Origin of the sequence: Nocardioides seonyuensis (assembly GCF_004683965.1) — a bacterium.
GTDB classification, from domain to species: Bacteria; Actinomycetota; Actinomycetes; order Propionibacteriales; family Nocardioidaceae; genus Nocardioides; species Nocardioides seonyuensis.
Window position 1 is genome coordinate 1,847,963 of record NZ_CP038436.1, and the last position, 13,524, is coordinate 1,861,486.

Consider the following 13,524-nt stretch of genomic DNA (forward strand, 5'->3'; position numbering starts at 1 on the left):
GGCTCGTTCAGGTGGGCTTCAGCGAGGTCGTTGCACGCTGGTCACGACCCAGCCGATGAACCCCCGAAAGGCCCTCACATGAAGATCGACAAGCTCCGCCGCAAGGCCGTCGTCATCCCCACCATCGCCGTCCTCGCGCTCGGCGGCGTCGGCGCGACCGTGTGGTCGGCGACGGCCCAGGACGACGTGACGGGTGCTGACCGCGACCGCGTCGCAGCCGCCGCAGTCGAGGCCGCAGGAGGCGGCGAGGCCGTCGACGTGGAGAGCAGCGACGACCCCGGACAGGCCTACGAGGTCGAGGTCCGCAAGGACGACGGCACCGAGGTCGACGTCGAGCTGGACGAGGACCTGAACGTCCTCAGCCAGGAGGCCGACGACGCCGACGACGCCGACGACTCGGACGACGCCGCTGACGACCGTGACGACGCCACCGACGACGCGACTCCGGACGCCGACGACCGAGTGCTCAGCGAGGAGGAGCGCAGGTCCGCCGAGGAGGCGGCCCTCGACGCCGTCGGCGGCGGTACCGTGCAGCAGGTCGAGGCCAGCGACGACGCGGGGGAGGCCTACGAGGTCGACGTCCGCGCGGACGACGTCGACTGGGACGTCACGCTCGACGCCGACTTCCAGGTGCTCAGCAAGACCCGCGACTGACATCGCTGTTGGCGACGTGTGGCGATCCGGCCGTCCTGACATCCGGATCGCCACACGTCCCGACTGTCGTACGACGATGCGGACGCGTGCGCAGCTCCCTGGGTGCGTTGCTGCCGGCCGCAGGGTGACCCAGGGAACACCGCCGCCGGGGGCGCACACGGAGGAGAATGGGAGGGCAGGCCGCTCGAGTGCTCCGGCCGTCGAAGCCCGAGGCGATCGCCTGCGCGGGAGGTCGAGGCACATGAGCGTGCACACGCGGATCGACCCGGACCTGTGGCCCGCCATGGGGATCTCCGTCGGTGCCGGTGTCGGCGCAGCCTTGGGCGTCGTGCTCGCCGGCGGGCCCGGCATCGCCCTGGGCACTGCCATGGGCGCAGGGCTCGGTGTCGTGGTGGGAGCGGTCATAAAAAGTCAGGCTTGACTGTTTGTTTGTTTCTCGACATGCTTCCTCCATGACCACGACCCGCGTGCCCCAGGAGGAGCGGACCCGTGTCATGCGGGCCAGGCTGCTGGAGGCGACGGTCGACCTGCTGGTCGAGCGCGGCTTCACGGGCACGTCGACGACGCTGGTCTCTGAGCGCGCGGGCGTGAGTCGGGGAGCCCAGCTGCACCACTTCCCGACCAAGAACGACCTCGTCGTCGCCGCCGTCGAGCACCTCACCGAGCTGCGTGCCGCCGAGCTCGCCGAAGCCGTGGCAGCGCTGCCCGGCGGGAAGCGTCGTACTCGCGCGGTGCTGGAGATGCTCGGCGACCACTTCGCCTCGCCCGTCTTCGTCGCGGCCCTCGAGCTCTGGGTCGCCGCCCGCACCGACGAGACCCTGTCGGCGGCGGTGAGACCCCTTGAGCAGCGCGTCGGGCGCGAGACCCACAAGCTGACGTCGGTCGCGCTCGGCGCCGACGAGTCCCAGCCGGGCGTGCGCGAGCTGGTGCAGGCGACCCTCGACCTCGTGCGCGGCCTCGGCCTCGCCAACACGTTCTCGGACGACACCGCGCGGCGCCGCCGCATCCTCGACCACTGGGCTGACGTCCTCGACCGGGAGCTGAACCGATGACCGACCTCCTCACCACCCTCCTCGCCGACTTCCAGGCCGAGGGCGACCGGCTCGACGCCCTGGTCGCCGAGCTCGACGAGCAGGGCTGGCGCACGCCCACCCCCGCGGAGGGCTGGGACGTCGCCACCCAGGTGGCCCACCTCGCCTGGACCGACGAGGTCGCCACCGCCGCCGCCACCGACAAGGCCGTCTGGGACGGCTACGTCCTGGAGGCGATCAACGACCCCACGGGCTACGTCGACGCCAGCGCGCTGCAGATCGCCCAGGACCCCGACCTCCTCGAGCGGTGGCGCGGGGCGCGCAGGACCCTCCAGGCGACGCTGGCCGCCTACCCGGCCGGCGAGAAGATGCCGTGGTTCGGCCCGCCGATGTCGCCCGCCTCCATGGCCACCGCCCGGTTGATGGAGACCTGGGCGCACAGCCTCGACGTCCACGAGGGGCTCGGCGTCGAGATGGAGGACACCGACCGCATCCGGCACATCGCCCACCTCGGGGTCCGCACCCGCAACTACGCCTTCACCCAGAACGGCCTCGAGAAGCCGGCCGAGGAGTTCCGCGTCGACCTGGTCGCACCCTCGGGCGAGGTCTGGTCGTTCGGCCCCGAGGACGCCTCGCAGACGGTGACGGGTCCGGCCGGCGACTTCGTACGGCTGGTGACCCAGCGCGTCAACCGCGCCGACACCGCCCTGGTGGCGACCGGTCCCGACGCCGACCGCTGGCTCGACGTCGCGCAGGCCTTCGCCGGCCCGGCGGGTTCGGGGAGGGATCCGCGATGAGTGGATCAGTGCGCATCGGCAACTGCTCGGGCTTCTACGGCGACCGCCTCTCGGCGATGCGCGAGATGCTCGAGGGCGGTGACCTCGACGTCCTGACCGGCGACTACCTCGCCGAGCTGACGATGCTGATCCTCGGCAAGGACACCCTCAAGGACCCCAGCCTCGGCTATGCCCGCACCTTCGTCCGCCAGTGCGAGGACACCCTCGGCCTGGCGCTCGAGAAGCGCGTGAAGATCGTCGCCAACGCCGGCGGGCTCAACCCCGCCGGGCTGGCCGACAAGCTCCGTGAGGTCGCGTCCGGGCTGGGCCTCGACGTCGCCGTCGCCCACGTCGAGGGCGACGACCTGCGGCCCAGGGCGGCCGACCTCGGCTTCGAGGGCGCGCTCACGGCCAACGCCTACCTCGGCGGCTTCGGCATCGCCGCCGCCCTGCGTGGCGGTGCCGACGTCGTCGTGACCGGCCGCGTCACCGACGCCTCGCTGGTCGTCGGCCCGGCCGTCGCCCACCACGGGTGGACCGAGACGTCGTACGACGAGCTGGCCGGCGCACTCGTCGCCGGGCACGTCGTCGAGTGCGGCACCCACGCCACCGGGGGCAACTTCTCCGGCTTCCTCGACCTGGCCCGATCTACCGAACAGTCGCGGGGTGGATCGGCCGCGAGGACCCCCGGACTGTTCGGTAAGTCCCTGGGCTTCCCGATCGCCGAGATCGCCGCCGACGGCACCACGGTCATCACCAAGCACGAGGGCACCGGCGGCGCCGTCACCGTCGACACCGTCACCGCGCAGATGGTCTACGAGATCCAGTCGGGCAAGTACCTCAACCCCGACGTCACCGTCGACCTCACCTCGGTCCGGCTCGCGCAGGTCGGCGAAGACCGCGTCGAGATCTTCGGCGTCCGGGGCGAGGCACCGCCGGAGACGCTGAAGGTCTGCGTCAACACCCTCGGCGGCTTCCGCAACACGATGGAGTTCCTGATCACCGGCCTCGACGTGACCGAGAAGGTCGCGGGGGTCAAGGAGCAGGTCACCGCGCAGTGGGGTGACAACGCACCCGCCCAGGTCGAGTGGACGCTCGGGCCGGCCCCCGTCGAGGACCCCGCGACCATGGGCGAGGCCGCCACGGTGCTGCGCTGCGTGGCGCTCGACCCCGACGCCAAAGTCGCGGGCAAGGGGTTCACCGCCCCGGCCGTCGAGATCGCCCTGGCGTCCTACCCGGGTTGCACGCTGACGTCGCCGCCCGGCCACGCGTCGCCGTACGCCATCTACCAGCCCTACTACGTCTCGCGTGACGAGGTCGTCCACACCGTGGTGCACGCCGACGGGCGCCGCGAGGTCGTCACCGACCCGACCGTCTTCGGCGACGCCGACGTCGCCGACGCGGGCCGCAGCACGGCCACGGGTACGACGTCCGACTCGTCGGGGCAGTCCGGCAGCACCGTCCCGCTGGGTCGCCTGGTCCACGCCCGCTCGGGCGACAAGGGCGGCAACGCCAACCTCGGCCTGTGGATCCCCCGCGACGGAGTCGCGGACACGCCGGACGCAGCCGACGACAAGTACGAGGCCCGCGTGGAGTGGCTGCTGGCCACCGTCACGCCGGAGTGGGTCGAGCGCCTCGTTCCCGAGGCTGCCGGCCTCGACATCGACGTCTACGCGTTGCCGCACATGGGGGCGGTCAACGTGGTGGTCCACGGCCTGCTGGGAGCGGGTGTCGCGGCGTCGACGCGCACCGACCCGCAGGCGAAGGCCCTGGGCGAATGGGTCAGGGCGCGTCACGTCACCGTCGAGGAGGGGCTGCTGTGAACACCGCTACGACCGAGGTGGAGCGCTCGAGTGCCGCCGACCGGACCGTGCTGAAGGAGGCGGCGGCGGAGTTCGCGCGCCGCGAGGTCCTGCCCCACCTCCAGGCGTGGGAGGACGCGGGCGCAGTCCCGCGCGAGCTCCACGCCAGGGCTGCGGCGGCCGGACTGCTCGGCGTCGGCTTCGAGGAGGCCGTCGGTGGGTCCGGGGGCGACGCGCTCGACACGATCGCGGTCCAGGAGGGCATGCTCGCCGGCGGTGCGTCGTCGGGCCTGATGTCTGCGCTGTTCACCCACGGCATCGCCGTCCCGCACATCGCGGCCCACGGCAGCGACGAGCTCAAGGCGCGCTGGGTCACCCCCACGCTGGCCGGAGAGCTGATCGGCTCGCTCGGCATCACCGAGCCCGACGGCGGCTCCGACGTGGGCTCCCTGCGTACGACAGCCGTGCGCGACGGCGACCACTTCGTCATCAACGGCGCCAAGACCTTCATCACCTCGGCCACCCGCGCCGACTTCGTCACCACGGCCGTGCGCACCGGCGGCCCGGGCTCCGGCGGCATCTCGATGATCGTGGTGCCGACCGACACCCCCGGCTTCAACGTCGACCGCAAGCTCGGCAAGCTCGGCTGGCACTGCTCCGACACCGGCGAGCTCTCCTACGTCGACGTGCGCGTCCCGGTGACCAACCTGGTCGGCGAGGAGAACGCCGGCTTCTTCTACATCGCCGAGCAGTTCGTGGCCGAGCGCCTGGCGCTGGCCGTCCACGGCTACGGCATTGCTGAGCGGTCGCTCGAGCTGACCGCGCAGTACTGCCGCGAGCGCGTGACGTTCGGCGAGCCGCTGATCAAGCGCCAGGTCGTGCGCCACAAGCTCGTCGAGATGCGCCGCCAGGTCGAGGCCGCCAAGGCCCAGGCCCACGCGGTCGCCCACCTCTACGTCGAGGTCGGGGTCACCACCGAGACCATCGCCCAGGTCTGCCTGGCGAAGGAGACGGCCTGCAACACGGCGTCGTACGTCACCGACCAGGCCGTGCAGCTGCACGGCGGCACCGGCTACATGCGCGGCACCGAGGTGGAGCGGCACTACCGCGACGCGCGGCTGCTGCCCATCGGCGGTGGTGCGAGCGAGGTGCTCGCCGACCTGGCGGCCAAGCTGTTGGGCTACACGTCATGAAGCTGCCCTTCCTCGGCCCGCTCGGCGACGAGGTCTCGCTGTGGATGGACGCGTCCCCCGCCGAGGTGTGGGACCTCGTCAGCGACGTGACCCGGATCGGCGAGTTCAGCCCCGAGACCTTCGAGGCGAGGTGGACCCGCGGCTCGACCGGCCCCGAGGCCGGGGCTTGGTTCAAGGGCCACGTGAAGCGCAACGGCGTGGGACCGACCTACTGGACCCTGTGCCGGGTGACCCACTGCGATCCCGAGTCGCTCTTCGAGTTCAGCGTCGGCTCCTCGCAGGTGACCGTCAACAACTGGGGCTACCGCCTCGAGCAGCAGGACGGCGGCACCCTCGTGACGGAGTACTTCCGCCTCGAGCCCGCCCTCCCCACACGGATCTACTGGACCCTCCTCGGCCCCCTGAGGGGTCGCACGAACAGGCGCGGAATGCGCACGACATTGGAACGGATGAAGGCAGTGGTGGAGTCATGACTGACACCCAGGTCGAGCCCCAGGGCAACCGCGAGGCGATGCTCGAGAAGCTCGCCGACCTCGACACCCAGCACGCCGTGGCGGTCGCAGGCGGAGGCGAGAAGTACGTCGCCCGCCACCACGAGCGCGGCAAGCTCACCCCGCGCGAGCGCATCGAGCTGCTGGTCGACCCGGGCAGTGCGTTCCTCGAGCTGTCGCCGCTGGCCGGCTGGGGCTCCGACTTCACCGTCGGCGCCTCGGTCGTCACCGGCATCGGCGTCGTCGAGGGCATGGAGTGCATGATCACCGCCAACGACCCGACGGTGAAGGGCGGCGCCTCCAACCCGTGGACGCTGAAGAAGACCTTCCGGGCCGCGCAGATCGCCGAGGAGAACCGTCTCCCGATGATCTCGCTGGTGGAGTCGGCCGGCGCCGACCTGCCGACGCAGAAGGAGATCTTCATCCCCGGCGGCAAGATCTTCCGCGAGCTCACCCGTGCCTCGGCCCGCCGTGTCCCCACGATCGCGCTCGTCTTCGGCAACTCCACCGCCGGTGGGGCCTACGTGCCCGGCATGAGCGACTACGTCGTGATGGTCAAGGAGCAGGCCAAGGTGTTCCTCGCCGGCCCGCCCCTGGTCAAGATGGCCACCGGTGAGGAGAGCGACGACGAGACGCTGGGCGGTGCCGAGATGCACGCCCGGACCTCCGGCCTGGCCGACTACCTCGCCGAGGACGAGCACGACGCGCTGCGCCTGGGCCGCCGCATCGTCGCGCGCCTGAACTGGAGCAAGGCGTCCACCGTCGCCGGCAACGGCGTCGGCTACGCCGAGCCCGACGAGGACCCCGAAGGCCTGCTCGACATCGTCCCCACCGACCTCAAGGAGCCCTTCGACCCGCGCGAGGTGATCGCCCGGATCGTCGACGGGGCCGGGCCGGGCAACGCGGTCGCCTTCGACGAGTTCAAGCCGTTGTACGGCGCCTCGCTGGTCACCGGCTGGGCCCGGCTGCACGGCCGCGAGATCGGCATCCTCGCCAACGCCCAGGGCGTGCTCTTCAGCGAGGAGGCCCAGAAGGCCACGCAGTTCATCCAGCTCGCCAACGCCAAGAACACCCCGCTGCTGTTCCTCCACAACACGACCGGCTACATGGTCGGCAAGGAGTACGAGCAGGGCGGGATCATCAAGCACGGCGCGATGATGATCAACGCCGTCTCCAACTCCACGGTGCCGCACATCTCGGTGCTGATCGGGGCGTCGTACGGCGCCGGGAACTACGGCATGAACGGCCGCGCCTACGACCCGCGCTTCCTCTTCACCTGGCCCAACGCCAAGTCCGCGGTCATGGGCCCGGCCCAGCTGGCCGGCGTGCTGTCGATCGTCTCCCGCGCCGCGGCCGAGTCGAAGGGCAAGCCCTTCGACGAGGAGGCCGACAAGGGCATGCGCGAGTTCGTCGAGGCGATGGTCGAGGAGCAGTCCCTGCCCTACGTCCTCTCCGGGATGCTCTACGACGACGGCGTGATCGACCCGCGCGACACCCGCACCGTCCTGGGTATCGCCTTCTCCGTCATCGACAACCAGCCGATCGAGGGCGCCACGTCCTTCGGCGTCTTTCGAATGTGAGCCCGACCATGACCATCACCCGAGTCCTCGTCGCCAACCGCGGCGAGATCGCCCGACGAGTCTTCGCCACCTGCCGGCGCCTCGGCATCGACACCGTCGCCGTCCACTCCGACGCCGACGCCGAGCTGCCGTTCGTCGCCGAGGCCGACCGGGCCGTGCGCCTCCCGGGCAACACGCCCGCCGAGACCTACCTGCGCGCCGACCTCGTCATCGAGGCCGCTCGCAGGTCGGGTGCCGACGCCATCCACCCCGGCTACGGCTTCCTGTCCGAGAACGCCGGCTTCGCCCGGGCCGTCGAGGCGGCCGGGCTCGTCTGGATCGGCCCCGCCCCGGAGTCCATCGAGTCGATGGGGTCCAAGGTGGGCTCCAAGGACCTGATGCGTGCCGCCGGCGTGCCCGTCCTGGAGGCGCCCGCATGGTTTCGTGACGGTCGCAGCACGACCTCCTCAACCAGCGAGATGGAGGCCGACCTCCCGCTGCTGGTCAAGGCGTCCGCGGGCGGCGGTGGTCGCGGCATGCGCATCGTGCGCGACCTCTCCCTGCTCGAGCGCGAGATCGCGACGGCCTCCGCCGAGGCGACCTCCGCGTTCGGTGACGGCACCGTGTTCGTCGAGCCCTACGTCGAGGCCGGCCGTCACGTCGAGGTGCAGGTCGTCGGCGACGGCGCCGGCGAGGTCGTCGTCTTCGGTGAGCGCGACTGCACCGTCCAGCGCCGTCACCAGAAGGTCGTCGAGGAGGCCCCCGCCCCGCGACTGCCCGACCACGTCGCCAAGGAGCTGCACGAGGCCGCCCGGCGAGCCGCCGCAGCCATCGACTACCGCGGCGCGGGGACGGTCGAGTTCCTCTACGACCCCTCCAAGGAGCGCTTCTGGTTCCTGGAGATGAACACCCGCCTCCAGGTCGAGCACCCGGTCACCGAGCTGGTCCACGGTGTCGACCTGGTCGAGCTGCAGCTGGCGGTGGCGTCGGGTGGCGGTCTCAGTGGTCTCGTGACAGGACTCCGTCCTTCCTCGACCAGCGGCGACCTGAACGGCCACGCCATCGAGGTGCGGCTCTACGCGGAGGACTCCACCTGGACCCCCCAGTCAGGTCGGCTGGTCACCCTCGAGATCGACCACGAGGCGGAGTTCGGGCCGCTCGCGCGGGCCGGCGTCCGCCTCGACTCGGGCTTCGCCTCCGGCAACGAGGTCGGCACCCACTACGACGCCATGCTCGCCAAGGTCATCTCGTGGGCGCCCACCCGCGACCAGGCGATCCGCCAGCTCGTCTCCGCACTGCGCCGCGCCCGGATCCACGGCATGACGGTCAACCGCGACCAGCTCATCGAGATCCTCACCGACCCGGCCTTCGCCTCGATGGACGTCACGACGTCCTGGCTCGAGACCCGCGAGACGGCCCCGGCCGAGGCTGCCAGCGGCACCGATCCAGCTGCCGTGGCAGCCGCGCTGCTCGTCGCAGCGGACGACGCGGCGCGTCGTACGGTCCAGGCGGGCATCCCCGCCGCCTGGCGCAACGTCGTGTCGCAGCCGCAGCGCACTGTGCTGATCCCGGGTGCTGGCGGCCGAGCCGACTCCGGCGACGAGGTCATCGTCGAGTGGTACGGCACCCGCACCGGGTTCGCGGTCGACGGCGCCACCGTCCTCGCAGCCACGCCGGAGAGCGTGCGCCTCGAGGTCGACGGCGTGGCCGGCACGTGGTCGGGACGGATCGTCCGCGACACCCGCACCGGCGCTCGCGACGTCTACCTCGACGGCCCCGACGGTGCGTCGGCGTGGCACCACCCGCCGCGCTTCACCGACCCGGCCGACCAGGTCGTCGCCGGCTCCCTGCTGGCCCCCATGCCCGGATCGGTCATCAGCGTCTCGGTGGCGGCAGGCGACCGGGTCGAGGCCGGCCAGCTCCTGCTGGTCATGGAGGCCATGAAGATGCAGCACAGCATCACCGCGCCGGCCGACGGGGTCGTCGCCGAGCTCAACGTCGAGGCAGGCACGCAGGTCGCCGCCGGCCAGGTCCTGGTCGTCGTGAGCGACGACGAGACCACCGCTGGTTGAGGAACGACGAAGTCCTGTCACGAAACCCAGGTCAGAGAGGAACAAGATGACCAACTTCACCGAGCCCGAGGAGCGCGTCGCGCTGCGCGAGGCCGTCGCCAAGCTCGCGGGCAAGTACGGCCGCGAGTACATCGAGAAGCAGGCGGCCGAGGGTGGCAAGACCACCGAGCTGTGGCTGGAGATGGGTCGCAACGGCTTCCTCGGCGTCAACATCGCCGAGGAGTACGGCGGCGGTGGGGGCGGCATGTCCGACCTGGCCGCGGTCCTCGAGGAAGCCGCCGGCCAGGGTGCGCCGCTGCTGATGATGGTCGTCAGCCAGGCCATCTGCGGCTCGATCATCGGCCGCTACGGCACCGAGGAGCAGAAGCAGCGCTGGCTGCCCGGCATCGCCGACGGCTCCCTCACCATGGCCTTCGGCATCACCGAGGCCGACGCCGGCTCCAACTCCCACAACATCACCACCACTGCGCGTCGCGACGGCGACGAGTGGGTGCTCAGCGGGCAGAAGACCTACATCTCCGGTGTCGACGAGGCCCAGTCGGTGCTCATCGTCGCCCGCACCGAGGACGCGAAGACGGGCAAGCTCAAGCCCGCCCTGTTCGTCGTACCCACCGACGCCGAGGGCTTCAGCAAGCAGGTCATCCCGATGGCCTGGTCGGCTCCCGAGAAGCAGTTCACGCTGTTCCTCGACGACATCCGGCTGCCCGGCGACGCGCTCGTCGGCGACGAGGACGCCGGGCTCGTGCAGCTCTTCGCGGGGCTCAACCCCGAGCGGATCATGGGCGCGGCCTTCTCGTGCGGGATGGCGAAGTTCGCCATCGACCGGGCGGTCGAGTACGCCAAGGAGCGCACCGTCTGGAAGGCGCCGATCGGCTCCCACCAGGGCATCGCGCACCCGCTGGCCAAGGCCAAGATCGAGCTCGAGCAGGCCCGCCTGCTGTGGCAGAAGGCCGCCGCGCTCTACGACGCAGGCGACGACATGGGCGCCGGCGAGTACGCCAACATGGCGAAGTACGCCGGCGGCGAGATCGCCTGCAACGCCACCGACGTCGCCGTGCACACGCACGGCGGCAACGGCCTCACCGTGGAGTACGGCCTCGCCAACATGCTCGTCGCCGCCCGCCTCGGCCGGATCGCCCCGGTGAGCCGGGAGATGATCCTCAACTTCGTGGCGATGCACAGCCTGGGGCTGCCCAAGTCCTACTGAGCCGCCTCAGCTCGACGCCCGCGCCAAACCCGGGTATCTGAGGACGTGGTGAACGGATCGAGCCCCCTCAGCCGTCCACCACGTCCTCAGATGTCCCCCGGGTGATGGCTGTCAGCGGGCGCGCGGGACGGTGAGGTCACCGGCGAGCGGCGGGATGTTGGCGTTCCCGCGGAACACGTTGTCGGGGTCCCAGGTCGTCTTCAGGGCCCGCAGCCGGTCCCACTGCGTCGCGCTGTAGGCCTCCTGCACGCGGGTCTGCGCGTCGTCGCTGGTGAAGTTCACGTAGACCCCACGGCTGTGGGGGGCCAGCGCGTCGAAGAAGCCCCGCACCCACGCACGGTGGCGGTCGGCTTCGCCGGCCTGCTCCGGCAGCCAGGACGCCATGATGTTGATGTCGTGGCTCGCGTCGCGGTGCGGGAAGGCGGTGGCGTCCTCGGCCACCCGGCTCATCGCCCCGCCGAAGCTGAAGATGGGCACCGTCGACAGCGGGCTGCTGATCGTGGCGAGGTGCTCGCCGATCGTGTCGATCACCTCGGCGGTGAGCGGCCCCAGCCGGTGGGACTTCCAGTAGTAGTGCCGCCCGTGCGGGACCGCGGGATCGAGGAACTTCTGGTGTGCCGCGTAGGGCTTGGCGGCGATGGTGTCGAGCACCGGCGTGCCGAGGGCGCGGACAGGTGCCAGCACCCGCTCGCCCTCCTCGACCGGGCCGGCGTACGTCGCCACCAGGCCGATGATCGGCTTGCCGTGCAGGTTCTCGGGGAAGAGCGGCAGGGCCGGAGCGAGGCGGAGGTTGGCCATCAGGCCCACCTCGTCGGGAGCGTCCGCCATGAAGTCGCGCAGGAACGCGAGCACGGTCGGCGCCTGCTCGGCCGGCCACGCGACGAGCCCGGCCAGGATCGTGGGCCCCAGCGGCTGCAGCTCGAAGGTGAAGTCGGTGACGACCCCGAAGTTGCCGCCTCCTCCGCGCAGGCCCCAGAAGAGGTCGGCGTTCTCCGACTCCGACGCCCGCACGATCTCGCCCTCGGCCGTGACGACCTGGCAGGACCGCAGCGCGTCGATCGCGAGCCCCATCTTCCGCATCAGGTGGCCGATCCCGCCGCCGAGGGTCAGCCCCGCGATGCCGGTGTGGCTGATGTAGCCGCTGGTCATCGCCAGCCCGAAGGCCTGGCTCTCGCGGTCGACGTGGGCGTTCAGCGCGCCCCCCTGCGCCGAGACGGTGCGCGCCCCCGGATCGACCACGGCGCCGCGCATCCCGGAGAGGTCGAGGACGACGCCATCGTCGACGAGCGAGTGCCCGGCGATGCCGTGACCGCCGCCGCGCACGGAGACGGCCAGGTCGTGGTCACGGGCCCAGCGCAGGGCCGCGGCGACGTCGCGCGCGCCCTCGCACCGCGCAAGGAGCGCCGGCCGGCGGTCGATCTCGCCGTTCCAGATGCGCCGCTGGTCGTCGTACGACGGGTGGTCGGGGGTGATGAGCTCGCCGGAGAAGTCGCCGGCGAGCGCCTCGGTGGTGGGGATGTCGAGCACGGTCATGGTGTCCTCCGGACGGTGGATCGGGGTCGGTGGGTGGTGCCTGACCACCGTCGCCCCGGGGAGGGGAGGCGCGCGAGTATCGATTCTGTACTGGTACAGAACCCGTAGCGGTCCTACCGTCATGGGATGACGACGACGTACGGACAGTTCTGCCCGGTGGCGATGGCCTCGGAGGTGCTCACCGAGAGGTGGACCCCGCTGGTGGTCCGCGAGCTCCTGTGCGGCAGCACCCGCTTCAACGACCTGCGTCGCGGGGTCCCGCTCATGTCACCGGCCCTGCTCTCCAAGCGACTGAAGACCCTCGAGCGCGTCGGCGTGGTCGACCACGTCGGCAGCGAGTACCACCTCACCGAGGCCGGCAGGGAGCTGTGGCCGGTCATCGAGTCCATGGGCATCTGGGGGCAGCGGTGGGCTCGCGGCGACGTCATCGCCAAGCACTTCGACGCCTCCCTGCTGATGTGGGACATCCACCGCAACGTCGACACCGCGGCCCTGCCCGACCGGCGGGTGGTCGTGCACTTCCACCTGCGCGGGTCCAGCGACGGGAAGAGCCACTTCTGGCTCGTGCTGGAGCCGTCGGCCGTGGACCTGTGCCTGACCGATCCCGGGCACGACGTCGACGTGGAGGTCGCCGGCCACGTGGAGACGATGATCGACTACTGGATGGGGCGCCGCGACCTGCTGGGCGCGGTCAAGGCCGGGGACCTGGCCATCGCGGGTCCGCGCCTGCTCGTGCGCGAGCTGCCGACGTGGTTCACCCGCAGCCCGTTCGCCCCGGTGCCGCTGCCCGTGGGTGCGTGAGTGTCGTAGCCGGGTGGGAGGCTGTACGACGTGGCACTCGCTGACCGACCGCTCGTCCCGGAGGCCTGGGTGCGCCGCGTCGACGCGGTGCTCGGAGCCCTGTCCAGGTGCGCGCAGGAGCCGGCATGGACGGGCACCCGCTGGCGGGTGGGAGGTGCCACGGTCGCCCACATCTTCGGCGGCGAGGACCAGGTCTTCCGGATCACCTTCCGCGGTGAGCCCGACGAGGTGGCGGCGTTCGAGCACATGGGCGGGCCCTACTTCCGCTCCGGCTGGGGCGGCAACGCCATCGGGCTCGTCCTCGACGACGACACCGACTGGGACGAGCTCGCCGAGCTCCTCACCGACTCCTACTGCATCCAGGCGCCCCCCAGCCTCGCCGAGCAGGTCGCCCGCCCCTGAGGC

13 protein-coding genes are annotated in these 13,524 nt (G+C 71.4%); 12 read left to right on the forward strand and 1 reads right to left on the reverse strand.

Features of this window, described 5'->3' with window-relative positions; all coding sequences use genetic code 11:
* Window positions 1-78: 78 nt before the first annotated feature.
* The 10 genes from EXE58_RS09050 to EXE58_RS09095 all read left to right on the forward strand — a co-directional run bounded on the left by EXE58_RS09050 (window position 79) and on the right by EXE58_RS09095 (window position 10,785).
* Window positions 79-654 (forward strand): PepSY domain-containing protein, encoded by a 576-nt coding sequence (locus tag EXE58_RS09050; protein ID WP_135267576.1) that lies wholly within the window; start codon window positions 79-81, stop codon window positions 652-654.
* Between the two features lie 241 nt (window positions 655-895).
* Window positions 896-1,075: a hypothetical protein gene (locus EXE58_RS09055; RefSeq protein WP_135267577.1), complete on the forward strand. Its 180-nt coding sequence runs from the start codon at window positions 896-898 to the stop codon at window positions 1,073-1,075.
* Between the two features lie 31 nt (window positions 1,076-1,106).
* The gene (locus tag EXE58_RS09060; RefSeq protein ID WP_244242502.1) at window positions 1,107-1,706 is read left to right on the forward strand and encodes a TetR/AcrR family transcriptional regulator; all 600 of its coding nucleotides are present in this window, start codon (window positions 1,107-1,109) and stop codon (window positions 1,704-1,706) included.
* The gene (locus tag EXE58_RS09065; RefSeq protein ID WP_135267578.1) at window positions 1,703-2,482 is read left to right on the forward strand and encodes a TIGR03084 family metal-binding protein; all 780 of its coding nucleotides are present in this window, start codon (window positions 1,703-1,705) and stop codon (window positions 2,480-2,482) included. Before EXE58_RS09060 ends, EXE58_RS09065 begins: the two co-directional genes overlap by 4 nt.
* Window positions 2,479-4,284 carry an acyclic terpene utilization AtuA family protein gene (locus EXE58_RS09070; protein ID WP_135267579.1) on the forward strand — a complete coding sequence of 602 codons (1,806 nt, stop codon included), beginning with the start codon at window positions 2,479-2,481 and terminating at the stop codon, window positions 4,282-4,284. Before EXE58_RS09065 ends, EXE58_RS09070 begins: the two co-directional genes overlap by 4 nt.
* The gene (locus EXE58_RS09075; RefSeq protein ID WP_244242503.1) at window positions 4,281-5,456 is read left to right on the forward strand and encodes an acyl-CoA dehydrogenase family protein; all 1,176 of its coding nucleotides are present in this window, start codon (window positions 4,281-4,283) and stop codon (window positions 5,454-5,456) included. Before EXE58_RS09070 ends, EXE58_RS09075 begins: the two co-directional genes overlap by 4 nt.
* On the forward strand, window positions 5,453-5,929 hold the full coding sequence (locus EXE58_RS09080; RefSeq protein ID WP_135267581.1) for an SRPBCC family protein: 477 nt from the start codon (window positions 5,453-5,455) through the stop codon (window positions 5,927-5,929). The genes EXE58_RS09075 and EXE58_RS09080 overlap by 4 nt, the downstream gene beginning before the upstream one ends.
* Entirely contained in the window at window positions 5,926-7,527 is a 1,602-nt protein-coding gene (locus EXE58_RS09085; protein WP_135267582.1) for an acyl-CoA carboxylase subunit beta, read from the forward strand. Before EXE58_RS09080 ends, EXE58_RS09085 begins: the two co-directional genes overlap by 4 nt.
* Before the next feature lie 8 nt (window positions 7,528-7,535).
* On the forward strand, window positions 7,536-9,578 hold the full coding sequence (locus tag EXE58_RS09090) for an acetyl/propionyl/methylcrotonyl-CoA carboxylase subunit alpha (RefSeq protein WP_135267583.1): 2,043 nt from the start codon (window positions 7,536-7,538) through the stop codon (window positions 9,576-9,578).
* A 46-nt stretch (window positions 9,579-9,624) separates the two neighbouring features.
* Complete coding sequence (locus EXE58_RS09095) at window positions 9,625-10,785, forward strand: acyl-CoA dehydrogenase family protein (protein ID WP_135267584.1); 1,161 nt, start codon at window positions 9,625-9,627, stop codon at window positions 10,783-10,785.
* Window positions 10,786-10,896: 111 nt separating this feature from the next.
* Here the strand turns inward: EXE58_RS09095 and EXE58_RS09100 are convergent, their stop codons facing one another.
* Window positions 10,897-12,318: an FAD-binding oxidoreductase gene (locus EXE58_RS09100; RefSeq protein ID WP_135267585.1), complete on the reverse strand. Its 1,422-nt coding sequence runs from the start codon at window positions 12,316-12,318 to the stop codon at window positions 10,897-10,899.
* Window positions 12,319-12,444: 126 nt separating this feature from the next.
* Between EXE58_RS09100 and EXE58_RS09105 the strand changes: the two genes are divergently transcribed.
* Both EXE58_RS09105 and EXE58_RS09110 read left to right on the forward strand, forming a co-directional pair.
* The gene (locus EXE58_RS09105) at window positions 12,445-13,119 is read left to right on the forward strand and encodes a winged helix-turn-helix transcriptional regulator (protein ID WP_135267586.1); all 675 of its coding nucleotides are present in this window, start codon (window positions 12,445-12,447) and stop codon (window positions 13,117-13,119) included.
* A 30-nt stretch (window positions 13,120-13,149) separates the two neighbouring features.
* Window positions 13,150-13,521 carry an MmcQ/YjbR family DNA-binding protein gene (locus EXE58_RS09110; protein ID WP_135267587.1) on the forward strand — a complete coding sequence of 124 codons (372 nt, stop codon included), beginning with the start codon at window positions 13,150-13,152 and terminating at the stop codon, window positions 13,519-13,521.
* Window positions 13,522-13,524 lie beyond the last annotated feature (3 nt).

Coding starts and splice junctions, on each gene's coding strand:
- EXE58_RS09050 (WP_135267576.1), top strand. CDS start 79: ATGAAGATCGACAAGCTCCGCCGCAAGGCCGTCGTCATCCCCACCATC.
- EXE58_RS09055 (WP_135267577.1), top strand. CDS start 896: ATGAGCGTGCACACGCGGATCGACCCGGACCTGTGGCCCGCCATGGGG.
- EXE58_RS09060 (WP_244242502.1), top strand. CDS start 1,107: ATGACCACGACCCGCGTGCCCCAGGAGGAGCGGACCCGTGTCATGCGG.
- EXE58_RS09065 (WP_135267578.1), top strand. CDS start 1,703: ATGACCGACCTCCTCACCACCCTCCTCGCCGACTTCCAGGCCGAGGGC.
- EXE58_RS09070 (WP_135267579.1), top strand. CDS start 2,479: ATGAGTGGATCAGTGCGCATCGGCAACTGCTCGGGCTTCTACGGCGAC.
- EXE58_RS09080 (WP_135267581.1), top strand. CDS start 5,453: ATGAAGCTGCCCTTCCTCGGCCCGCTCGGCGACGAGGTCTCGCTGTGG.
- EXE58_RS09085 (WP_135267582.1), top strand. CDS start 5,926: ATGACTGACACCCAGGTCGAGCCCCAGGGCAACCGCGAGGCGATGCTC.
- EXE58_RS09090 (WP_135267583.1), top strand. CDS start 7,536: ATGACCATCACCCGAGTCCTCGTCGCCAACCGCGGCGAGATCGCCCGA.
- EXE58_RS09095 (WP_135267584.1), top strand. CDS start 9,625: ATGACCAACTTCACCGAGCCCGAGGAGCGCGTCGCGCTGCGCGAGGCC.
- EXE58_RS09100 (WP_135267585.1), bottom strand. CDS start 12,318: ATGACCGTGCTCGACATCCCCACCACCGAGGCGCTCGCCGGCGACTTC.
- EXE58_RS09105 (WP_135267586.1), top strand. CDS start 12,445: ATGACGACGACGTACGGACAGTTCTGCCCGGTGGCGATGGCCTCGGAG.